The organism is Mycobacterium sp. URHB0044, from assembly GCF_000620625.1.
Taxonomy (GTDB): domain Bacteria; phylum Actinomycetota; class Actinomycetes; order Mycobacteriales; family Mycobacteriaceae; genus Mycobacterium.
Map to the genome: position 1 here is coordinate 20,488 of NZ_JIAW01000022.1, position 21,579 is coordinate 42,066.

Genomic DNA, 21,579 nt, shown 5'->3' on the forward strand with positions numbered 1-21,579 from the left:
ATGCCCGCCTATGAGCGACTTTCGCAGTGCGAGCCGACCGGGCAGTCGATTCCCGATCGCCTGCCCGCAGTGCCGGCGCCACAACAAATGCCCACCTCACAGCGACTTTCACAGTGCTGGGTGCCGCGCCGACGCGAAAGTCGCTCGTAGGTGGGCAAACGTAGGTCCGCTCTCCGGGGCGACGGCCGACGGGCGAGGGGTGACGCCGACGCGAAAGTCGCTCGTAGGTGGGCAAACGTAGGTCCGCTCTCCCAGGAGACTGGTGTGGCTCGTATGACGGGTGCGGTTCGGATGGGTTGCCGGCGGGGTCGATTCTGCGTCCAGGGTCTGAAAGTGCGAGTGGGGTGCGCCCTGGCCGCAGAGTGGACGGGCTGACGGCCGATGAATCATCGATGGGCGAGGGGCCGCCGCCGGGCGAGGGGTGACGCCGACGCGAAAGTCGCTCGTAGGTGGGCAAATGCATGTCCACGTCCCCGGGGGCGACCGGTGCGGCTGGCGTAATTGGCGTGGCGGGGCCTGACCCCCTGACCCCACCCCTAGGCGCCGTCGCGCTTCGCCTTCAACACCTCGAGCACCTTCTGCACCAGCTCGTCGATGTCGGCGCCTGCCGTGTCGAGAACCAGGTCCGGATTCTCGGGCGGCTCATAGGGCGCGTCGATTCCGGTGAGCCCCTTGAGTTCTCCGGCGCGCGCCCGGGCGTAGAGGCCCTTCGGATCCCGCTTCTCACATTCCTGCACCGACGTCGAGATGTACACCTCGATGAACGGCAGCTTCGCCGCGGCGTTGAGGGCACGGGCAATGTCGCGGTCCGACTTCAGCGGCGACACCAGCGAGGCCAACGCGACCACCCCGGCGTCGGCGAACAACCGCGTGAGATGACCGACGCGCCTGATGTTCTCGGCGCGGTCACCGGCCGAGAAGCCCAGGTCGTCGGACAGCCCGTGCCGGATGTTGTCACCGTCCAACAGGTAGGCGACGTCGCCGGATTCGACCAGCGCCCGTTCGACGGCGACCGCCACCGTCGACTTGCCCGACGCGGGCAACCCGGTGAACCAGATCGTGGCACCGCGCTGACGCGTCGCCGACCACCGGTAGTCCCGATCCAGCGACGACGGATGCCAGCGGATGTCGTTGCGGTTCTGCGTGCCCGGCTTGACCTCACGCGGCTCCACGATGGTCCCTGCACCGACCGTCTCGTTGGACGTCTCGTCGATCAGGATGAACGCGCCGCTGTCCCGGTTGTCGGTGTAGGCATCGGCAATGACCACCGAGCTGGTGCGCAGCGTCACCGAGCCGATGTCGTTGAGCGACAACTCGACCGGATTGTCGATCTCGTCGAGCGTCTCGGGATCCAACCGGGAGTGCAGCGCCTGCACCGTCGCCCGCACGGTCTTGGAGGTCTGCTTCAGCGCGAGCCGATCACCCGCCCGCAGTGGCGCCTCCGCGAACCAGCAGACGGTCGCGTCGAGCTCGCGCGCAAGCACCGGCAGCGTAGCGTTCTCGTCACCGCTGACCAACACGTCACCCCGGCCGACGTCTATGTCATCGGCCAGCTCCACGGAGATCGACAGCGGCGCAACGGCTACCGACCGCGAATCGTCGAGCGTGTCGACGGCCGTGACGACGGAGCGAGTGCCTGCGGGCAGCGAAATGACGGAATCACCTACACTGAGCGTCCCGGAGGCCAACCGCCCGGTGTAGCGCCGCCGCACGTCGGCGGTCGGACGCGACACCCACTGGATGGGCAGCCGCAGCTTCGTCGCCTCCGGCTGCGGCGCAGACAGTTCCACGCCCTCCAGATACTCGAGCAGCGTCGGCCCGCTGTACCACGGCGTGTTGTCCGAGCGATGCACCACGTTGTCGCCGAGTTTCGCGGCGATCGGGATGACGGACAGCTCCGCGCCGCCCAGTCGGGCCGCCATCTGAGCCAGCTCCGCCTCCACCTCGCCGAACCGGCCCTCGTCGAAGCCGACCAGGTCAATCTTGTTGACGGTCGCCACGAAGTGTTCGATGCCAAGCAGTTTCGCGATGCGGGCGTGCCTGCGGGTCTGCCGCAGTACGCCGGCGCGCGCGTCGACCAGCAGCACCGCGACGTGCGCGTTGGACGCACCGGTGAACATGTTGCGGGTGTAGCGCTCGTGGCCCGGGGTGTCGGCCAGGATGTAGCTGCGGCGCTCGGTGGAGAAGAACCGGTAGGCCACGTCGATGGTGATGCCCTGCTCGCGTTCGGCGCGCAGCCCATCGGACAGGGCGGCCAAATCGGCGACGCCCTCTTCGTCCTTCACGGCTTCGAGGTGGTCGAGCGGCAGGCTGTCGGTGTCGTGCATCAACCGGCCGATCAGCGTGCTCTTGCCGTCGTCGACGGATCCCGCGGTGGCCAACCGCAGGAGCTGGCGCGTCTGCGTCTTCACGTCGCTCATCTCAGAAGTAGCCTTCCCGCTTGCGATCCTCCATCGCCGCCACGGACGTTCGATCATCGGCGCGCGTCTCACCGCGCTCGGACACCGTGGCCGCGGAGATCTCGGTGATGACGCCCGCGATGTCGGTGGCGCGGGATCGCACCGCTCCGGTGATCGTGAGGTCGCCGACGGTGCGGTAGCGCACCCACTCGACGGCCGCCGTCTCGTCGCCCTGCGGTTGCACGTACTCCGAGACCGCCAGCAGAATGCCATCGCGTTCGACGACCTCGCGCTCGTGGGCGAAGTAGATCGACGGCAGTTCGAGGTTCTCCAGTTCGATGTAGCGCCACACGTCCAACTCGGTCCAGTTGGACAGCGGGAACACCCGGACCTGTTCGCCCTTCTTGATCCGCCCGTTGTACAGCGACCACGGCTCCGGCCGCTGCGCACGCGGATCCCACTGGCCGAACTCGTCGCGGAAGCTCAAGATGCGTTCCTTGGCGCGGGCGCGTTCCTCGTCGCGGCGGGCGCCACCGAACGCGGCGTCGAAACCGCCCGCCTCGAGCGCGTCGAGCAGGGTGCGGGTCTGCTGCCGGTTGCGCGATGCCCCTGGGCCGGGGTCCGGCACGCGACCGGAGTCGATCGACTCCTGCACCGAACCGACGATCAGCCGGTGTCCGTGCTCGGCGAGTCGCCGGTCGCGAAACTCGATCACCTCGGGGAAGTTGTGCCCGGTGTCCACGTGCAACACGGGGAAGGGCAGCGGGAACGGCCGAAAGGCCTTCTCCGCCAAGCGAAGCAGGACGATCGAGTCCTTGCCCGCGGAGAACAGCAGCACCGGTCGCTGCAGCTCGGCGACGACCTCGCGGATGATGTGGACGGACTCGGCCTCCAGCAGCCGCAGTTCCTCGACACGCCTGGTGTCCTCGGCGACGATCGTCACAGCGGCAGCCCCTCTCGTTCGGCGTCGACTCGGTAGCGGTCTACCCATTCGTCGGAGCGGCCATCGGCCTGCCGTTCCAGCACCGGGGCCGGCGCAAGACGCGGGTCCAGGCCGAGTGCCTCCAGTACGGTACCGACGATTTCGGTGAGGTTGCGCCACAGCACGGGATACGCCACGTCGATCGGTTCGACGTTCTCCTCGGCGAACCAGTTGCGCCAGCCCTCCTCCTGCGCCCGCAGCATCGTGATGACGTGCGCGATGGCGCCGGCGTGATACTCGGCGCGGGCGTCGCGCACCGGATCGGGACGACCCCGCCACACGCGCGTCTGCACCGCTCGCCAGAACGAGACCGCCTGCGAGACCACGTCGGGCCGGTAGACGTGCACCAGGACCGGGTCGGAGCCGACGACGTCGCGGATCGCGGACAACAGGCCCTCGCCGGAACGGTCCGGCAGGCCTTCGGCGCGCTGCAGCAGCAACGGCGTCTGATTCCACATCAGCTTGCCGCCCCACACGCCGTTCGGGGTGCGGCCGACGGTGCGGATGTAGTCCCGCCAGATCGCGGGTGGCGCCAGGTCGGGCTTGCCCTCGTCGAGGGGGTCGAGCAGTTGCATGATGGATTCATCGCCGGTGTCGGCGAACCACTCTCGCGGCTGCGGCGACTGGCTGGTGGTCGGCAGGTACTGGAAGAACTCCTGCGGCTCACCCGCGACACCGGTCGCGCGCAGCGACTCGACCAGCAGGGTGCTTCCGCTGCGCTGGGACGCGAGCACCAGGTACGCGGACGGGCGGGCTGCCATGCGCGAGAGCCTAACCGCATTGGAATGGTCGTGCGTATCCGCCTGTGCCCACTCACTTCAATTCACGATGAGCCGAACTATTGCCGGAAACCGACCTCTTCTTCGATTCCCCGTTCGGCGGCCAATGCCGAGCGACTCGTCGGCGTTCTCATGTGAATGTGCAAATACGTCTCGGTGTATCTGGCTGATATTCGGCTACCGGCGAAATCGGAAGGGATGACGTCGTTGGTCTTGTAACGCCAGTCATTGAGCAGCAGCGCCATGTCGTTCGCCACCGCCTCGGCTTCACTGGAAACGACGCCGGTCAACAAGTTGTTCTGCTCGGTCGGATCGATGCGCAGATCGTACAGCTCGCGGTCAGGACGCGGCGACGCGCTCAATGGCGCGACCGCCTTACCGGGCGCGCTTTCCTCGATGTCCCACGGCAGGTCGAGGAGGGGCCGCTTCGCGTAATTCTCGATGTAGCTGAATTCCTTGGTCCTGATTGCGCGAATCGGATCGAACGAATCGTGATACGTCTTCGTCGTATAAACCTCATTACGCACCGGTGCGGAATGGTGAATGCCGTCGAGCACGTTCTGCGCGTGCGAAAGCCCGTCGACGTCGTCGGGTATGGGCAGTCCGAGGAAGCCGAGGATCGTCGGCACCAGATCGACTCCGCTGAACAAGTCGTCGTACACCCGGCCCGGCGCCTCGTACCGGGTCGGCGGCCGCACGATCGTCGCGATGCCCGTGCCCGCTTCGTACAGAGTCGACTTGGCCCGCGGCAGTGCGGGGCCGTGGTCGGTGAGGAAGACCACCCAGGTCGAGCGGTCCAGCCCCGTCTCGGCCAGCGTGTCGAGCAGTTGGCCCACCGCCGCATCGGCCACCGAGATCGAGCCGTAGAAGTCGGCCAGATCCTCCCGCACGTCGGGAAGGTCGGGCAGATAGTCGGGCAGGCTCACGGTGTCGGGATCGGCCGGTGCATAGCGGTCCCGCGGGTACGGCCGGTGCGTCTCGAAGAACCCGGCTGTGAGCAGGAAGGGCTTCTGCGGCGCACTTCTCAGCCATTCGGTGGCATGCTCCACCACGTACTCGCAGTACGAGTTGGACACGTCGAATTCGTCGAACCCGAGCCGGGCGGGGAACGACGTCTCGTGCTGCATGCCGAACAACGTTGTGCGCCAGCCCTGTTCGGCAAGCAGATGCGGCAGGGTGCGGACGCCCGCGCGGTACTCCCAGCCATGGTGGGCCAGGCCGAGCAGGCCGTTGCTCTGTGGATAGCGGCCGGTGAACAGCGAACCGCGCGACGGCGAGCACAGCGGTGCGGTGGCATGGGCGCGGGTGAACAGGATGCCCTCGGCCGCGAGTTGGTCCAGGCGCGGACTGGACACGTCGGCATGCCCGTAGGCGCCGAGATACCGGCCGAGGTCATGCCAGTGCACGATCAGCACGTTGTCGCGTTGGTCGCCGGTCACCTCGTGTACTCCATCGTGAGTACACCGAACAGGCCGTCCCGCATACCGGCAACCGTTTGATTCATCACGAATCAACTTATCCGCGCGGCGACGATCGCCGCGTCCCGGGGCGGATCAACCCGCCCCGTCGGTCAGCAAGGGTCGCCGGGAGGCGTGTAATACGGCACGCCCTCCACCGTGTAGCACGGTATCTCGCCCGGAATGTACGGGTCGGTGGCTGCCGCAATGGCCGCGCCCCGCGCCACGTCACCGACGACGTTGGTGCAACCGCCCACCGCGACGTGGCGTCCCCCTGCGCCTGCGCAGATGTCGGCTTGCGCGGACGGCGCTATGGCGAGCGGCGCAAGCGCCATCGCCGAGGTCGAAAACAGCACCGCTACCAGCTTCTTCATCGCGTACTTCCCCTCGTTTCGCCCCCGGCCGCCGTCAGTATCGCGCTCCGGCCCGATCACCGTGTGTTTTCGGCGATTACCGAACGGTGAAACGATGGCGGCGATGAACGATTACTTCGGCCGACGGTGCCCGTGCGGCAGTGGCGCCGTCTACAACGCGTGCTGTGGACCGCTGCACCACGGCGAACGGCTCGCCGGGACGGCCGAGGAGTTGATGCGGTCGAGATACGCGGCCTACGCGCTCGGTGACTCCGAGTACCTGTTGCGTACCTGGCATCCGCGAACGCGTCCCGCGGTGGCGACCATTCACCCCGACGTGGTCTGGAAGGGCCTCGACGTGATCGACACCGACGCGGGCGGCATCGACGACGGCGCGGGGGTGGTGGAGTTCACGGCGGTCTTCGACCAGGGTGGCCGACCGGGTTCCATGCACGAGCGCAGCCGCTTCGAACGACGTGCCGGACGGTGGTTCTACCTCGACGCCGTCGCCGACCACTAGCCGCGCGGCACGCCGCAGACGGAGTAGACGAACTTCGGCGGCACGTCGAACGTGAACGACCGCTGGGGAAGCCGCATCAACACCTCTTGTGACAGCGGAGTCTTGTAGTGCAGTGACACCGATCCGGTGAAACTCGGCTCGACGACCGAGATGTCGGGTACGTCGAGTGTCAGCCCGTCGTCGTCGAGCGTGGCCGTCACCATCGAACCCGCCGCGTCGGTCCATCGATGGTCGACCGATCGGCCTGCCTTCTTGGGAATGGTCGAGAGTGTGCCGAGCACACGCTGATTGGTGATCGCCAGCGAACCGACATAGCTGCGGATGTTGGCCTTCGCGACCTTGCCCGGGATGCGTCCGGAGAACCGGAACGTCACCGGGACGAACTCCGCCAAGTGGAGCACGCCCTCGACATCGACCTGCGCCCGCATGTCGTCGGGCAACTTGCCGATGCCGAGAGCCTTGCGCAGAAAGACGGCCATAGCCACGCAGACTAGTGGCTATGGCCGTCCTCTGGTCAGCTTTGCGCGGGGAGCACTTCCTCGCCGGTCTTGTCGGTCGACAGGCACAGCGAGCAGATGTACCCGTCGGTGCTTGCGGACTTGATCATGTCCGGCCGCTCGTATTCGTGGTGGCAGACATGGCATCTCAGGTGATCGGCGGAAGGGTTGCCGTACTCGTCGTACATCGGCAGGTCGATGCCGTCGTCGGTGCGACGCAGGTAGTACTTGCCCTTGGTCGCGATCGCGATGATGGGCGGCAGCACCAGCGCCAGGCCGATGGCGACCAGCGGTGAGTATGGCCGGATTGCCTCGCCAAGCCCGCCGAAGAACGCCAGCACCGACAGGCCCGCGGCGAGCAGCATCGAGCCGAAGCCGACCGGGTTGATCGCGTAGAGCATGCCGCGCCGGAACTCCGGCTGCATCGGGGACAACTTCAGCAGGTACTTGTTGAACACGATGTCGGATGCCACCGCGACGACCCACGCCATGCCGCAGTTGGCGTAGAAGCCGAGGATGGTGTTGAGGAAGTCGAACATGTTGGCTTCCATCAGGATCAGCGCGATCAACAGGTTGACGCCGAGGAACACCAGCCGGCCCGGGTAGGTCTTGGTGACCCGGGTGAACGAGTTGGTCCACGCCAACGAGCCGGAGTAGGCGTTGGTCACGTTGATCTTGATCTGGCTGATGACCACCAGCACGACGGCCAGCGTCATGGCCAGCCAGCCCGGAAGGAAGTTCTCGTAGATCTCCAGGAACTGGTGCACCGGCTGGTTGGCGATGCCTGCGCTGTCGGCGACGTTCGCGATCAGGTACACGGCGAGGAACAGTCCGACGATCTGCTTGATGGCACCGAAGATGACCCAGCCCGGTCCGGCGAGGAACAGCCAGGTCCACCAGCTGCGCGAGTTCTCCGGCGTGCGCGGGGGCATGAAGCGCAGGTAGTCGTTCTGCTCCGCGATCTGGGCGATCAGCGACAGGCAGACGCCCGCGGCGAGCAGGGTCGAACCGAAGTCGAATCCGGTGCCGCCGTTCTCACCCTGGTAGGCGAAGAACTGGCCGACCGACTCGGGATGGCTCACGACCAGGTAGACGAACGGCGCGACCATCAGGACCAGCCACAGCGGGGTGGTCCAAACCTGAAGTGTGGAAAGCACTTTCATCCCGTAGATCACCAGCGGGAAGATGACGAGTGTCGACGCCGCATAACCAAGCCACAGCGGTACGCCGAGGCCGAGTTTCAGCCCCTGCGCCATGATCGAGCCCTCGAGCGCGAAGAAGATGAACGTGAACGTCGCGAAGATGACGTTGGTGACCACCGACCCGTAGTAGCCGAAGCCGCTGCCACGGGTGACGAGGTCGAGGTCGATGTTGTAGCGCGCCGAGTAGTAGGCGACCGGAAAACCGGTGGCCATCACGACGATCGCGAAGATCAGGATGCCCCACAGCGCGTTGGTGGTGCCGTACGAGATGCCGATGTTGGCGCCGATGGCGAAGTCGGCGAGATAGGCGATGCCGCCCAGCGCCGAGATCCCGACAACCCGCGTCGACCACTTGCGGTAGCTGCGCGGAGCAAAGCGCAGCGTGTAGTCCTCCAAGGTCTCCTTGGTGGCGGTCATTTGGTCTAGGTCGGCCTCTGAGACCGCAGAATCGTCTGGGGCCTCCGGCTCCTTGCTGAGCTCTTGAGTCATGGGTAGCAAAGCTAAGACCGGGTTGTTTCCAACTCGTGACAACGATGTTCCCTACAGTTGCAAAAAACGCGCGTGCCGTTCTTCGGGTCCACGCCGGGACGGGAAGTGGACGGGTGACGCTGCGCAAACCATGGCTCGTTGGACTGCTCGTGGTCGCGCTGACGGTGTACATGGGCCTGTGGTTCGGGTGGACGATGCACTGGGGCTGGCTGGACGCCATCGATTCGGGCGCGCTCGATGCGTCCTACCGATTCGGTGTCGACCGCCCCGGCTGGGTCACGTTCTGGGACGTGTTGTGCACCGTGCTTGGCCCGACGGCATTCCGCATCGTCGGGCTCGTCGTCATCGTCGTCGCACTCCGTCGCCGGCAGCTGCGTCTGGCGTTGTTCGTCGTCCTCAGTATCGAACTCAGCGGACTGATCACGGAAACGTTGAAGGTTGCCGCGGGCCGTCCCCGTCCGTCGACTGCGTTGGTGTTCGCGCCGTCGTCGTCCTTTCCGTCGGGGCACGCGCTGGGTGTCATGGCGTCGGTGTTGGCGCTGACGGTCATCGTGCTGCCGCTCGTGCGCCGCGCACTGTGGGGCTGGGTGATCGCGGGCGGTGCCGTCATCGTGCTGTTGGTGGGTGTCGGGCGCGTGGTGCTCAACGTGCACCATCCGTCCGACGTGCTCGCGGGCTGGGCGGCGGGCTACCTGTGGTTCACGGCGAGCCTGCTGGTGCTGACCCGACGACCCGTCACGGCAGCGGACGAAACACCGGTAGTGCCCGGTAGCGGGCCGTGAAAGTTGCTTCGCTGCACTCGATTCCCAACTCGCCGTCGTGGGCGATGGCCGTCGGCCCGTCCAGCGCGGCGAAGCTGAATTCGGGCACCTGCAGTTCGGTGTAGAGCGGGCTGCGCTCCAGGCGGCCGAGCGCGAGGGACACCAGGATGCGCAGTCTGCTGAACCGTCGTCCGGTCTCGAGGATGCGCACGTCGATCAAACCGTCGTCCATGCGGGTGCGACGCGACGGGGCGAAGCCCGACGGCAGATAGATGGAGTTGCCGATGAAGAACATCGACGTCTGAAGGGTCTTGTTGTCGTAGGCGATGCGGACCGGTTCGTTGCGCCGCAGGGTGTGGAACATCGCGTAGGCGCCTGCCAGCGTCTTGCCGATCTTGTGCTCGAGCTTCTCGCGGGTTTGGACGAAGGCCGGATACGCGCCGATGCTCGCCGTATTGAGCACGGTGTCGGTTTCGTTCAGCGCAACGACGTCGACGCACGCCGCGGCGCCCTCCTTGATCGCTCGCACGGTCTTGGCGACCGTGTCGCAGCCGATGTCCTTGGCGAAGTGGTTGAACGTGCCGCCGGGGAACACGGCCAACGGGATGCCTGTCTCGATCGCCACCGCCGCCGCGCACGACACCGTTCCGTCGCCACCGCCGACGGCCAGCACCTCGGCGCGGTCTGCGGCCTTGCGCAGGGCGGTCGCCACGTCGTCGTCCTCGTCGAGTTCGACGATCTCGGCCTTCGGCAGGGCTGCCCGCACCTCCTCGACGACCCGAGCCCCGGTGCCGCTGCCGGACGCGGGGTTGATGACGAGCACGACACCGGCACCGTCCGGCCGGGCCGGAGTGTCGAACAGCAGCGGGTCGGCCGGCCGCAGCCGGGGCTCGACGACGGGCGGCACGATCCGCGCCCCGAGCACCGCTATGCCCGCCCCGATGCCGAACCCGGCCAGCACGTCGCCCGGGTAGTGCGCACCAGTGGCGACCCGCGACATGCCGACCAGGCCCGCCAACAGGGCCAGCCCGAATCCGAGAGGTGCGCTCTCCAACCCGACGCCGACGGCGAACGCGGCCGCGCTGGCCGAGTGGCCCGACGGCAACGAGTTGGACGTCGGCGACCGCCGCGACCGGCGCGAAAGCGGCACGGTCAACCGGTTGGGCCGCGGTCGTTGCCAGACGCGCTTGGCGACCTGGTTGGTGAACAGGCTCGTCACCGCGAGAGTCGCGACGCCGCGGGTGGCGCCACGAACCGCAGGCCGGTGCCTCGAGGCGCCGAGCAGGGCCGCAATCGCGAACCACATCTTGGAGTGGTCGGCCGCAGAGGTCAGGCGCGGCATGAGGGCGTCGAGCAGCGGACTCGGCGACTCGGCGATGGCTTCGAAGATCTCACGGTCGAGCGTGCCGAGACCCTGTCCGATCTGTCGTATCCCTCGACGGCGGCGCAGCGCGGGCAGCAAGTCCATGGGTGCCAACGTATCCGCCGCCCACGTTGCTCAAACCGTGTCTAAACCTTTACTTGACCTGAAGCGTCCGTGCTGTCAACGATGGAAGGCGTGCGCCGACTGCTGGTTCTACTGTGCGCAGCGGCGCTCTATTTCGCGACGGCGCCGGTCGCCAACGCCGAGTTCACCCCGTGGTTCGCCCCATCGGTGGGTGGCGCCACGCAAGTGATTTCCGTTGTGGGCGTTGGTGGTTCGTCGGCGAAGATCGACGTCTGGGAACGTACGGGCGCGGGTTGGCAGCCGGTCGAGGCAGGAATCCCGGCGCACGTCGGCGCCAACGGCATGGCGCCGGAAACCCATGACGGCGAGATGAAGACCCCGATGGGCGTCTTCACGCTGGACTTCGCGTTCGGCACCGCGCCGAATCCCGGCGCCGGTCTGCAGTACGTCCAGGTCGGGCCCGACCACTGGTGGGACGGCGACATGAAGAGCGCGACCTACAACACGATGCAGGTGTGCAAGAAGGCGCAGTGCCCGTTCGACACGAACCCGGCCAGCGGCACCGAAAACCTTCAGATCCCGCAGTACAAGCATGCGGTGGTGATGGGCGTCAACAAGCAACGCGTGCCCGGCAACGGCGGCGCCTTCTTCCTGCACGCCACCGATGGCGGCGCCACCGCAGGCTGCGTGGCGATCGACGATGCCAAGCTGGTGGAGATCATGCAGTGGCTGCGGCCCGGCGCCGTGATCGCCCTTGCGCAGCAATAGTCAGATGTTAAGTGCCCGACCGGCTTTCACCTTGAAGTTGATGTTCTCGGTCGACATGGACGCATCGTAGGTGCGGTCGTAGCCGGTCTCGCTGATCTTCCAGCCGTCGCTGGTGCGCCGGTAGCGGTCGTGGTAGAAACCCGCGCCGATCAGCATGAAGTTGAAGTCGGGTGCGATCACCCGGTCCTGCAGATACCAGATGCCCGTCGCCTCGTCACCGTCGACGGTGATCTCGGGATGGTTGACGCGGTGCTCGGTGAGGACTTCCGGCCCAAGCGAGGTCCGCATGAACGTCACCAGCGACTCGCGGTCGGTGAAGTGATGCTCCTCGCCGATCGACTCCCCGTACCGGCCGACGACGTCGTCGGTGAGCGTGGCCGCGAAGTCGTCCCAGTGCTTGGTGTCGAGTGCGCGGAGGTACCGGTACTTCACTTGCTGGATCTCGTCGATATCGCCCATCGCGACATTGCAACACAACCGGTCGCGGCCGCATAGAGTCCGCCCATGGGATTTATCGACGGCTACGTCAAGTCGCCACTCGCCGGCATCGCGCCGTGGGTGCTGCTGTCGGTCGTCTCCGGTCCCGGGCGCTTCGAGGAAGCCGCCTCCGCCGCACTCGGTTTGACGCTGCTCACCCTGTGGGTGGGGTCCAGGCATGGCGTGCCCGTCCACCTGCTCGAGGTGTTCGGAGCCCTCGTCTTCACGGTGTTCGCCGCGCTCGGACTGCTGGCATCCGACGCGGTCATCGGCTGGCTGGAGGTGTGGGCAGGGGAGGTCAGCAACGTCGCCCTCGCCGTGTTCGCCCTCGTCACGCTGCTGATCCGACGGCCCTTCACGTTGGCCTACGCCAAGGACACGACGCCGCGCGAGCACTGGGACAGCCCGCTGTTCCTGAAGATCAACTACGCGATCTCGGGGGTGTGGGCCGCGGCGTTCACCTTCTCCGCGGTCGTCGGAGCCGTTGGCGACGCGGTATTGCATGACGGTGGCGGTTTCTGGACCGCGTGGATTCTGCCGCTGGCCGGCACGCTATTCGCGGTGGAGTTCACCGAGTTCTATCCCGACTATGCGTCGGCGAAGTTCGCACGGTCCGCCGGTGAGGCGACCGATCCGCCGGCCTCCCTGCTGCGGCTGATCGACTGGCTTCCGCCGTTCGTCCTGGTGACGGGCATCGTGGGCTGGGTGTCGGACGCGGTGCCGGATGCCGTGGGAATAGGGCTGATCGTGGTCGGAGTGGCTGGTAGCGCGGTGTTGCGGAAGACTGAGCGCGCCAAAACCTAGCTGGGAGAACGCTGTTCATAGCGTTAGCCATCGGAGTGTCTGAGTCGGTCGTGTGCTGATTGCGGCTATGGTGAGTTCCGTTATGAGCGACCCGTTGGGGTTGTCGATCGGGACGACCAACCTGGTCGCGGCACGAGTCGGCGATCCACCCCTCACGCGGCGATCCGTGCTGACCCTGTCCGGGCAGGTGCTGAGCGGTTTCGTCGAACGCGTCGGCGATCCCGTTCCCATGGTGACCGCCGACGGTTCGTCGTACCCCGCCGACCAACTTCTGGTCGAGGCGCTCGACGACATGGTCGCCGCCGCGGGCGCAACGCCGTCCTCGCCAATCGCGGTCGCCGTACCCGCGCACTGGACCGGAGCCACGTTGCGCTCTCTGCGGCTGGCCATGCGCGCCAAGCCGAGGCTCGCCCCCAACGGCGTGCCTGCGCGGCTGGTCTCCGATGCGGTCGCCGCGTTGACGGCGTTGCACGCCAATCCCGGGTTGCCCGGGCGCGGCGTCGTCGCCCTGCTGGACTTCGGTGGCGGCGGCACCAGCATCACGCTGGCGGATGCCGCATCGACGTTCGAACCGATCGAGACGTCTCGGTTGACCGAGTTCTCCGGTGAGCAGCTCGATCAGGCGCTGCTCGCCCACGTGCTCGACGGCATCGCGGATGCCGGCGGGATCGACCCGGCGGGCACCGCGGCCGTCGGTTCGCTGACCGTGCTACGCGACGAATGCCGCCGGGCCAAGGAGGCGCTCTCCGAACAGGCTGCTACTACGGTGGCGGTAGATCTGCCGGGATACGGCTCGGCGGTACCCGTCACGCGCGCCGAACTCGATGCGCTGATGGATGCGCCGCTTGCCGCCGTGTTGGCCGAGCTCGACGATCTCTTGCTGCGCAACAGAATTCCACCCGCCGACCTGTCGACCATCGTGGCGGTCGGCGGCGGCGCCCGCATTCCGCTTGTCACCCAGCGCTTGTCCGGCCACACGCAGGCACCGGTGGTGACCACCTCCCAGCCCGCCCTCGATGCCGCAGTGGGCGCCGTGCTCTATGCGGCCTACGGCGCGGAGTCCGACGCCGCGACCGGGGTGGCGCCCGCGGCGTTGATCCCGCCCGCGGCCCCGACCGGCAACGGGTCCGATTCCGCGACGTTCCGGGCATTGGCGTGGTCGCAGGACGACGACACCGCCGACGACCCGATGCCGTATGCGGGCGAGGACTACGTGATCGACACGGGCACCACCCGGGCGGTTTCGCAGTACGTCCCGCCGACGGGACCGATCGACGTGGACGAGCCGCGATCGTGGCATCGCTTGCCGCAGTTGGTCTTCGGCGTGGCCGCGGTGGCGGCGCTGGTGGCCGTCGGCGGCGTGGCGATCGCGTTGACGAGCGCGACCGGCGAGTCGGCACCGCAGCCGACCACGGTCCCCGCGACCGCGACGCCCCTGACCTCGAGCATCGCACCGCCACCGCCGCCGCCCGCCACCACGGAGGTGCCGCAGAGCATCGTGACCATCACCAGCGAGGCCCCGCCGCCTCCGCCGGAGACCGTCACCGTGGCACCGCCGGTGACCACGACGCACACCACGACGCAGCCGACCACCACAACCACGACGACCACGACGACGACCACCACGACGACACCGACCACCACGACCACAACGGAAACCACGACCACCACAACCACACCGTCGATGACGACCAGTTACATCACGGTGCCGTTCGTGCCGGTTCCCATCCCGATCCAGGTGCCGTCCACCCCGACGCCGCAGTACCAGCAGCCGCCGCTCTACCAGCCGCCGCAATATCAGCAGCAGCCGCAGTTCCCGTACTAAAGAACGCGGCTGATCAGGTCTGCTCGGCCATGTTTCGCGGGTGATGGCACGCGGCCACGTGTCGCGGCTGCAGCTCGGCCAACAGGGGCTCGTCGGTGCGGCACACCTCGGTCATCCACGGGCAGCGGGTGTGGAAGCGGCATGCCGACGGCGGATTGATGGGGCTGGGCACGTCGCCCTCGAGCACCAGCCGTTCGCGTTGCGCGTTGAGCCGCGGATCGGGGATCGGCACCGCGGACAGCAGCGCATTCGAGTACGGGTGCAGCGGTTGCTGGTAAAGGTCTGCGGCGTTCGCGCTTTCGACGATCTTGCCGAGGTACATGACCGACACGCGATCCGACACGTGCCGCACCACGCCGAGGTCGTGGGCGACGAACAGGTACGACAAGTGGAACTCGTCCTGCAGATCCTTGAGGAGGTTGACGATCTGCGCCTGCACCGAGACGTCCAGCGCCGAAACCGGCTCGTCGGCGATGATCAGCTTCGGCCGCAGCGCGAGAGCGCGTGCAATGCCGATCCGCTGGCGCTGTCCGCCGGAGAACTCGTGCGGGAAGCGGTCGGCGTGCTCGGGCCGCAGTCCGACCCGGTCGAGCAGATCCCGCACGTGCGTCGCTGCGTCGCGGCCATTCGCCAGGCCGTGCAACTCCATGGGCTCGCCGATGATCTGGCTGATGCGCTTGCGGGGATTCAGCGACGCGTACGGATCCTGGAAGATCATCTGAATCTGGCGGCGGATCGGTCGCAGCTGGCGTCGATTCTTTCCGACGAGTTCCTCGCCTGCGAATTTCACCGAACCCGACGTCGGCGCCGTCAACTGCAGGATGACTCGGCACAGCGTCGACTTACCGCAGCCGGATTCACCCACCAGACCTAGTGTTTCGCCCTCCCTGAGGGTGAGGCTGACGCCGTCGACGGCGCGTACCCTGCCGATCTCGCGGTCGACGATGATGCCCGACTTGATCGGGAAGTGCTTGACGAGGTCCGTGACCTCCAGCAGTTCGTCGCCCTTCATGGTGCGACCGGCTTCTGCAGACCGATGCGGCCGTCGACCTCGCGGAGCTCACGCTTCTGCTCGAGGTCGAGCCAACAGCGGTCGCGCTCGAGTGGTGGTGGCTCCGCGCACTTGCCGAACTCGTGCGGGCAGCGCGGGGCGAACCGGCATCCGGTCGGAGGATCGAGAAGCGAGGGTGGCATGCCGGGAATCTGGGCCAGCCGCTCGGGATTCGGGCGGTCAAGCCGGGCAATCGAACCGAGCAATCCCCACGTGTAGGGATGACGTGGGTCGTAGAACAACTCCTCGAGCGACGCCTCCTCGACGATCTGACCGGCATACATCACCGCCACTCGGTCAGCGATCTCGGCGACGACGCCGAGGTCGTGGGTGATGAGTATGACGGCGAGTCCTCGCTCCCGGTTGAGCTGGTCGAGGAGCCGCAGGATCTGTGCTTGGACGGTGACGTCGAGCGCGGTGGTCGGCTCGTCGGCGATCAGCACGTCGGGATCCAGCGACAGCGCCATGGCGATCATCACGCGTTGGCGCATGCCGCCGGAGAACTCGTGCGGGTAATCATGCACGCGCCGTTCGGGATTGGGGATGCCCACCGACCGGAGCAGCTCGACCGCGCGTTCCCTGGCCTCACGCTTCGACACGTCGCGGTGGGCACGGATCATCTCGATCATCTGATCACCGACCCGGTAGACGGGGTTCAGCGACGTCATCGGATCCTGGAAGATCATCGCGATGCGCTCGCCGCGCACACCGCGCAAACCCTCGTCGTCGAGGCCGTTGAGTTCGACACCGTCGAACCGCACCGATCCGGTGATGGTGGCATTCGGTGCGCGGGTGAGCCCGATCAACGTCTGAGCCGTCACGCTCTTGCCGGAGCCGGATTCGCCGACGATGGCGAGGACCTCGCCGGCGGCGAGTCCGAACGAGACGCCCTCGACGGCGCGGACGACGCCGCCGTCGGTGGCGAAGCTGACGGTGAGGTCTTCGACTTCGAGCATCATGCGGGTGCCGCCTCTCCGAGTCGGATCCGCGGATCGAGGAATGCGTACAGGACGTCGACGATGGTGTTGAAGAGCACGATGAAGAACGCGCCGAACATGGTCACACCCATCAGTGGAGGGAGATCGAGGGTGCCGATGGCTTGGCCGGCGTAGAGCCCGACTCCGTTGAGGTTGAACACCGTTTCGGTCAGGATGGCCCCGCCGCCGACCACGGCGCCGAAGTCGAGACCGAAGAGGGTGACGATGGGGATCATCGAGTTGCGCAGCACGTGGCGCAACCGCACCTGACGCTCGCCGATGCCCTTGGCTCGGGCGGTCCTGACGTAGTCCTCGTTCATCACGTCGAGCATGTTGGAGCGCAGCACGCGACTATAGAACCCGACGAAGAGAACGGCCAGCGTGATCCAGGGCAGGATCAGGTGATACGCCCATTCCAGGGGATCCTTGGTCAAGGGTGTGTAGCTGCTCGTCGGGAACAACTGCAGCTTGAAGCTCAAGTAGTACAACAGGATTGCGGCGAGCCAGAACACGGGCATCGAGATGCCGGTCAAGGACAGGATGGTCAGGGCACGGTCGGTGAACTTGCCGGCGTGCACTGCCGACAGGTAACCGAAGATCACGGCCAAGGTCATCCACAGCACCGCGGCGCCGATGCACAGTGACAGCGTCGCCGGTAGCCCCTTCCAGATCTGCTCGACGACGTTCTGCGAGCTGGCATACGAGGTCAGCTCGCCGGTCAGGATCTGCTTCATCATGGTCAGGTACTGAACGGGCAGTGACCGGTCGAGGCCGAGATCCGTTGTCACGCGGGCGATCAACGCGGGGTTGGCGTTCTTGCCTGCGATCCGGGCCGCGGGATCGGAGTTCGGGATGACGTTGAAGATCAGGAAGACGACCACGGAGATGGCGAACAGCACTGCGATCATCCCGAGCACGCGTCGGGCAGCGAAGCGGATCACGGTCTAGTGCTCCAGCCTGATCTTGGCCCTGGGGTCCAGTGCATCACGCAGACCGTCGCCGAACACGTTGAGCGACAACACGGTGAGCACGATCAACGCGCCAGGAACGATGGTGAGATGCGGTGCGGTGTAGATGGTTTGGTAGCCATCGGCGATCATCGTGCCCCACGACGCGTTGGGCGCCCGCACGCCGGCGCCGAGGAAGGACAGCGACGACTCGAGCAGCATGTTGTTGGCGATGTTGAGCGTGAAGAACACGATGATCGTCGACACCACGTTGGGCAGTAGCTCGGAGAACATGATGCGGAGCGAGCCCTTGCCCTGCGCGACGGCAGCCTCGACGAACTCCTTTTCCCGCAGCGCCAGGATCTCGCCGCGGATCGGTCTGGCCATGTAGGGCACGTAGACCACGGCGATGATGAGGATCGGGATCCACAGCGAGTCGCCCGCGACGATGAGCGGTCCGATCTTCAGCCCGCCCAGCGCCAGTGCGGTGCCCAAGGCGATGCCGAGCAGCAGCACCGGGAATGCCCACACCACGTCCATGATTCGGGACAGCACCGCGTCGATCCAGCCGCGGTAATAGCCGCAGAGCAGACCGACGATGACCGCAAGCACGGTGGTGACGGCTGCGGCGACCACGCCGATGTAGATGGACGTCCGGCCGCCGTAGAGCAGCCGCACCATCACGTCGCGGCCGTTCTGGTCGGCACCGAGCAGGTAGCGGCCGTGCAGCCCCGGCCCGATCGGGGTGCCGTCGGGGGAGACCACGTAGGTCTCTTGACCGTCGACCACGAACTTGTCGGTGATGTGGTTCTCGTTGGGACCGGTGTGCGCGACGTGGTCAGCCCACAGCGGCGCTGCCAGACACGCCAGCACGATCAACAGGAACAGAACGCCGAACGCCAGCCCCACCCGGTTGCGGCGTAACCGCAACCAGGCGAGGTACCAGGGGCTGCGCGCCTGGATCTGGGCCGCTGGCACACCGGTGGGAAGAGGTGGCTCGCTGGGCGCCTCCACCTGTCCAATGGGTGCCGCCATCTACTTGATGGCGAAGGACGAGTAGTCCTGGTTGAACAACAGATGGTGATAGGACTTGTCGAAGTCCATCCGCTCCGACAGGAACGTGGTGAACTCCTCGTTGCCGTACGGCGCCCACACCGCCTGCTCCATGTAGGCCTTGTCGAGTTCGGCGTACTGCTTCTTGACGTCGTCCGTGAGCTGTTGTTCGCGAAGCTTGTTCATCTTCGCGTCGAGCTCGGGGATGCTCGCCCTCGAGTAGTTGTTGCCGTTGGTCGGCAGGATGCTCGCACCGTTGAGCAGCGGCCGGAAGAAGTCGTCGGGGTGCGGGAAGTCCTGGAACCAGTCGGAGAAACCGGTGTCGAGGTCTGGCGTCGACTGGTTGCCGATCGTGGTGAAGTACACGTCACCGGCGATGACCTTGAGCGTGGCGTTGAAGCCCAACTGGGTCAGCACGTCGTGGTAGTACTCGCCGATGCGCTTGCGGTCCGGCTCGTCGTCGGTCCACACGGTGATGTTCTTGTCGGTCGGATTGGCTTCTGCCAGCAGGGCTTTCGCCTTGTTCATGTCCGGACCGGGGTACAGCTTGTACTCCTCGTAGCCGGGCATGCCTGGCGGCAGGATCTGCTGCGTCGGATGCAGGCGACCGCCGAAGACCCGGTTTAGTGCCTCAGGGTCGATCGCGTAGTTGACGGCCTGCCGGACCTTGATGTCGTTGAACGGGGCGGTCTGGGTGTTCATCCAGAAGTAGTAGGTGTTGATCGAGTCCTCCATGCGGAACCGATCGCCGAACTTGGCCCTGACCTCGCCGAGACGATCGGCGTCCGGCGGATCGGTCATGAAGTCGATGGTGTTCTGCTCGACACCGGTCACCTGGGCCGAGTTGCTCTTGTTCTGCGTGACGGTGATCTTGTCGACCTGGGCGTCGGCCACCTCGCTCGCGCCGGCGTCCTTGACGGTCTTGAAGTTCGGGTTCCGCTCCAGCGTCAAGGTCTGCGGCGCTTCGACCTTGGTGATCATGAACGGTCCGCTCGCGGGCGGGGGATTGTTGGTGGCGTCCTTGTCGAGCGGCGTGGTCGGCGGAACGGGCGCCGCGAACGGGAGCGCGAGGACGCCCTCGAACGTGCCGTTGGCCTCGGTCAGCACGATGGTGATGTCACCGGTGTTGTCGTCGGTGGTGATGCCGGAGATCTTGTCGGCCTTGCCGTCGGCGTAATCGCTGGCGCCGACGATCGGCTCGTAGAACACCGACCCACCGGAGTCGGCCTTGAACAACCGCTGAATGGCGTACGTGAAGTCGGATGCCTTGATCGGTGTGCCGTCGGAGTACTTCATGCCGGACCGCAGCGTCAACTTGTAGGTCTTGCCGTCCGGGGAAAGCTGCGGCATGTCCTTCGCCAGGCCGGGAACGACGTCCGTGCCCGGTTCGCCCTTCGCGTGCTTGTAGGTGAGCAGCGGGGTGTAGCTGTTGTACAGCACCTCCCAGCCCTCGAGGGTGTAGGAGAGTTGCGGGTCAACGTAATCCGGGAACGACGTCATCGAGACGTTGATCTCGCCGCCGCCACCACTGCCACCGCTTCCGCCACTGTCGGAGCCGCCGCCGCAGGCAGCCACTAGGAACGCGGTCAGCGTCGTCACGCTGGCGATGGCGAGGACCTTCTGGGTCGTGCGCACTCTGCTCATCTCTTTCCCTTGGTCATTCGTCCGGAGGTGTCCCTAACCTGTACGCCCTCGGACGGGGTCGCATTGCATCTTTGGAAAAAATCCGGCAAATGGCAACTCGGAGAGAATAAATTCCTATCAGAGTGCGTCGCGACAGGAATGGACCTAAGGTGTCGGCTCGGCGTAGGCGCCGACAAGTCGTGACGATTCTGCCCGGTGTGTGCGACCGAGTCCTCCGCCCCCGCTCAGCCATGCCGAGTCTGTTTGCTGGGGAACGCCTTTCGCGGGTGATCGGCTGGATGCCCAAGCGGCCGGACCGGCGAACGACCGATGAAGCGTGCCCTAACTTCGGACGCGGGCGTCAATTGCGATGTCCGGCGGGGGGCGACTATCGCACGGCGGCAACCTTGATCACCGCAACGGTCGCGAAAGTCCTTGAATAGCCCTATCTTTCGGAATTCGCCGGGTTTGAATGCCGACTATCGGCCGAGGAGTTCGTCCACCTTGTCGCTGCCGGTGTGGCCCGGCTTCACGCCTTCGACGACGGCGACCATCGAGTTCGAGTTGTTCACCCGTAGGGGGAGGATGCGCTGGTAGTCGGCGGAGTCATACCACCGGGCCGCCGAATCGGCGTCGGGGAACCGAATGATCACGAGGTCGCCGTCCCACTCGCCTTCGTGGGCGTCGAGCTTGCCGCCGTGGACGAGGAACTCTCCGCCGTAGGGCTTGAGCGTGTCGTCGATTTCGCGCATGTATCGAATGATGTCGTCGCCGAATGCCACGTCGCGCAGATAGCCGACCGCATAGGCGGGAATTCGTTCGGTCATGACGCCAATCATCGTCGGCGTGGCGAGGCACGGCGATTACCCGGCACGTAGTGGAAACGATGACGCTTCGGGAGTGGCCGCGCCTGGCCCGGAAGGGGCGCCACCGCGAAGTCTCACTCCCGAGCCCCTGGCGGCGGCGGCTGCCGGGACGCTGTTTGCAGAATTCTCGATCTGAATTGGTACGTCTAGGACCATCCGGTCGACCGATGTTGCTAAAACTGCGGTTCGTCGCCGAGTGCCGGGCCGGTTGCGTCCACCACAGCAAATACTGTCGCTGGCGACAAAAACCGCCACTATTGCCGTTTTTTATGTACGGTGGGGGCAGTCACAGTTAAGATCAC

Annotated in this window: 20 protein-coding genes; 5 read left to right on the forward strand and 15 right to left on the reverse strand. The window is 66.2% G+C overall.

The features are described from left to right. Positions 1-536 precede the first annotated feature (536 nt). The 5 genes from cysC to N536_RS0130360 all read right to left on the reverse strand — a co-directional run bounded on the left by cysC (position 537) and on the right by N536_RS0130360 (position 5,991). Complete coding sequence (cysC, locus tag N536_RS0130340) at positions 537-2,420, reverse strand: adenylyl-sulfate kinase (RefSeq protein ID WP_029117052.1); 1,884 nt, start codon at positions 2,418-2,420, stop codon at positions 537-539. 1 nt (position 2,421) lies between these two features. Beyond that, complete coding sequence (cysD, locus tag N536_RS0130345; protein WP_029117053.1) at positions 2,422-3,336, reverse strand: sulfate adenylyltransferase subunit CysD; 915 nt, start codon at positions 3,334-3,336, stop codon at positions 2,422-2,424. Positions 3,337-3,338: 2 nt separating this feature from the next. Continuing rightward, positions 3,339-4,142, reverse strand: a complete 804-nt coding sequence (locus N536_RS0130350) for a Stf0 family sulfotransferase (RefSeq protein WP_029117054.1) — start codon at positions 4,140-4,142, stop codon at positions 3,339-3,341. A gap of 77 nt (positions 4,143-4,219) precedes the next feature. Further along, entirely contained in the window at positions 4,220-5,599 is a 1,380-nt protein-coding gene (locus N536_RS0130355; protein ID WP_029117055.1) for a sulfatase, read from the reverse strand. 131 nt (positions 5,600-5,730) lie between these two features. Next, on the reverse strand, positions 5,731-5,991 hold the full coding sequence (locus N536_RS0130360; protein ID WP_029117056.1) for a hypothetical protein: 261 nt from the start codon (positions 5,989-5,991) through the stop codon (positions 5,731-5,733). Between the two features lie 103 nt (positions 5,992-6,094). Here N536_RS0130360 and N536_RS0130365 point away from each other — a divergent pair, with 103 nt between their 5' ends. Then, positions 6,095-6,490 (forward strand): YchJ family protein, encoded by a 396-nt coding sequence (locus N536_RS0130365; RefSeq protein WP_029117057.1) that lies wholly within the window; start codon positions 6,095-6,097, stop codon positions 6,488-6,490. Here the strand turns inward: N536_RS0130365 and N536_RS0130370 are convergent. Continuing rightward, positions 6,487-6,969: a hypothetical protein gene (locus N536_RS0130370; RefSeq protein ID WP_029117058.1), complete on the reverse strand. Its 483-nt coding sequence runs from the start codon at positions 6,967-6,969 to the stop codon at positions 6,487-6,489. The genes N536_RS0130365 and N536_RS0130370 overlap by 4 nt on opposite strands. Positions 6,970-7,004: 35 nt before the next feature. Then, complete coding sequence (locus N536_RS0130375; RefSeq protein ID WP_029117059.1) at positions 7,005-8,678, reverse strand: cytosine permease; 1,674 nt, start codon at positions 8,676-8,678, stop codon at positions 7,005-7,007. Between the two features lie 113 nt (positions 8,679-8,791). Between N536_RS0130375 and N536_RS0130380 the strand changes: the two genes are divergently transcribed. Beyond that, a complete protein-coding gene (locus N536_RS0130380) occupies positions 8,792-9,460 on the forward strand; it encodes a phosphatase PAP2 family protein (protein ID WP_029117060.1) in 669 nt (222 codons plus the stop codon). Here the strand turns inward: N536_RS0130380 and N536_RS0130385 are convergent. Continuing rightward, on the reverse strand, positions 9,414-10,907 hold the full coding sequence (locus N536_RS0130385; protein WP_029117061.1) for a bifunctional phosphatase PAP2/diacylglycerol kinase family protein: 1,494 nt from the start codon (positions 10,905-10,907) through the stop codon (positions 9,414-9,416). The two genes, N536_RS0130380 and N536_RS0130385, sit on opposite strands and share 47 nt — an antisense overlap. Positions 10,908-10,997: 90 nt before the next feature. On the opposite strand from N536_RS0130385, the gene N536_RS0130390 reads away from it, so the two are divergent. Then, positions 10,998-11,654: a L,D-transpeptidase gene (locus tag N536_RS0130390; RefSeq protein WP_029117062.1), complete on the forward strand. Its 657-nt coding sequence runs from the start codon at positions 10,998-11,000 to the stop codon at positions 11,652-11,654. On the opposite strand, the gene N536_RS0130395 is transcribed toward N536_RS0130390, so the two are convergent. Beyond that, positions 11,655-12,113, reverse strand: a complete 459-nt coding sequence (locus N536_RS0130395; RefSeq protein ID WP_029117063.1) for a nuclear transport factor 2 family protein — start codon at positions 12,111-12,113, stop codon at positions 11,655-11,657. Positions 12,114-12,158: 45 nt separating this feature from the next. On the opposite strand from N536_RS0130395, the gene N536_RS0130400 reads away from it, so the two are divergent. Both N536_RS0130400 and N536_RS0130405 read left to right on the forward strand, forming a co-directional pair. After that, the gene (locus tag N536_RS0130400; RefSeq protein ID WP_029117064.1) at positions 12,159-12,935 is read left to right on the forward strand and encodes a hypothetical protein; all 777 of its coding nucleotides are present in this window, start codon (positions 12,159-12,161) and stop codon (positions 12,933-12,935) included. Between the two features lie 82 nt (positions 12,936-13,017). Further along, positions 13,018-14,760: an Hsp70 family protein gene (locus tag N536_RS0130405; protein WP_029117065.1), complete on the forward strand. Its 1,743-nt coding sequence runs from the start codon at positions 13,018-13,020 to the stop codon at positions 14,758-14,760. Between the two features lie 13 nt (positions 14,761-14,773). Here the strand turns inward: N536_RS0130405 and N536_RS0130410 are convergent, their stop codons facing one another. From N536_RS0130410 to N536_RS0130435, 6 genes are all read right to left on the reverse strand, one after another. After that, positions 14,774-15,772 (reverse strand): ABC transporter ATP-binding protein, encoded by a 999-nt coding sequence (locus tag N536_RS0130410; RefSeq protein ID WP_029117066.1) that lies wholly within the window; start codon positions 15,770-15,772, stop codon positions 14,774-14,776. Continuing rightward, on the reverse strand, positions 15,769-16,767 hold the full coding sequence (locus tag N536_RS0130415) for an ABC transporter ATP-binding protein (RefSeq protein WP_369798487.1): 999 nt from the start codon (positions 16,765-16,767) through the stop codon (positions 15,769-15,771). The genes N536_RS0130410 and N536_RS0130415 overlap by 4 nt, the downstream gene beginning before the upstream one ends. Next, positions 16,767-17,729, reverse strand: a complete 963-nt coding sequence (locus N536_RS0130420; protein ID WP_029117068.1) for an ABC transporter permease — start codon at positions 17,727-17,729, stop codon at positions 16,767-16,769. Before N536_RS0130420 ends, N536_RS0130415 begins: the two co-directional genes overlap by 1 nt. 3 nt (positions 17,730-17,732) lie before the next feature. Beyond that, positions 17,733-18,770, reverse strand: coding sequence for an ABC transporter permease (locus N536_RS0130425; protein ID WP_029117069.1), 1,038 nt, complete (start codon positions 18,768-18,770; stop codon positions 17,733-17,735). Continuing rightward, the gene (locus N536_RS0130430) at positions 18,771-20,432 is read right to left on the reverse strand and encodes an ABC transporter substrate-binding protein (RefSeq protein WP_029117070.1); all 1,662 of its coding nucleotides are present in this window, start codon (positions 20,430-20,432) and stop codon (positions 18,771-18,773) included. A gap of 458 nt (positions 20,433-20,890) precedes the next feature. After that, entirely contained in the window at positions 20,891-21,238 is a 348-nt protein-coding gene (locus N536_RS0130435) for a DUF1330 domain-containing protein (RefSeq protein WP_051574874.1), read from the reverse strand. Positions 21,239-21,579 lie beyond the last annotated feature (341 nt).

Coding starts and splice junctions, on each gene's coding strand:
- N536_RS0130405 (WP_029117065.1), top strand. CDS start 13,018: ATGAGCGACCCGTTGGGGTTGTCGATCGGGACGACCAACCTGGTCGCG.
- N536_RS0130400 (WP_029117064.1), top strand. CDS start 12,159: ATGGGATTTATCGACGGCTACGTCAAGTCGCCACTCGCCGGCATCGCG.
- N536_RS0130410 (WP_029117066.1), bottom strand. CDS start 15,772: ATGAAGGGCGACGAACTGCTGGAGGTCACGGACCTCGTCAAGCACTTC.
- N536_RS0130350 (WP_029117054.1), bottom strand. CDS start 4,142: ATGGCAGCCCGCCCGTCCGCGTACCTGGTGCTCGCGTCCCAGCGCAGC.
- N536_RS0130375 (WP_029117059.1), bottom strand. CDS start 8,678: ATGACTCAAGAGCTCAGCAAGGAGCCGGAGGCCCCAGACGATTCTGCG.
- N536_RS0130385 (WP_029117061.1), bottom strand. CDS start 10,907: ATGGACTTGCTGCCCGCGCTGCGCCGCCGTCGAGGGATACGACAGATC.
- N536_RS0130435 (WP_051574874.1), bottom strand. CDS start 21,238: ATGACCGAACGAATTCCCGCCTATGCGGTCGGCTATCTGCGCGACGTG.
- N536_RS0130395 (WP_029117063.1), bottom strand. CDS start 12,113: ATGGGCGATATCGACGAGATCCAGCAAGTGAAGTACCGGTACCTCCGC.
- cysC (WP_029117052.1), bottom strand. CDS start 2,420: ATGAGCGACGTGAAGACGCAGACGCGCCAGCTCCTGCGGTTGGCCACC.
- N536_RS0130415 (WP_369798487.1), bottom strand. CDS start 16,767: ATGCTCGAAGTCGAAGACCTCACCGTCAGCTTCGCCACCGACGGCGGC.
- N536_RS0130370 (WP_029117058.1), bottom strand. CDS start 6,969: ATGGCCGTCTTTCTGCGCAAGGCTCTCGGCATCGGCAAGTTGCCCGAC.
- N536_RS0130425 (WP_029117069.1), bottom strand. CDS start 18,770: ATGGCGGCACCCATTGGACAGGTGGAGGCGCCCAGCGAGCCACCTCTT.
- N536_RS0130365 (WP_029117057.1), top strand. CDS start 6,095: ATGAACGATTACTTCGGCCGACGGTGCCCGTGCGGCAGTGGCGCCGTC.
- N536_RS0130430 (WP_029117070.1), bottom strand. CDS start 20,432: ATGAGCAGAGTGCGCACGACCCAGAAGGTCCTCGCCATCGCCAGCGTG.
- N536_RS0130360 (WP_029117056.1), bottom strand. CDS start 5,991: ATGAAGAAGCTGGTAGCGGTGCTGTTTTCGACCTCGGCGATGGCGCTT.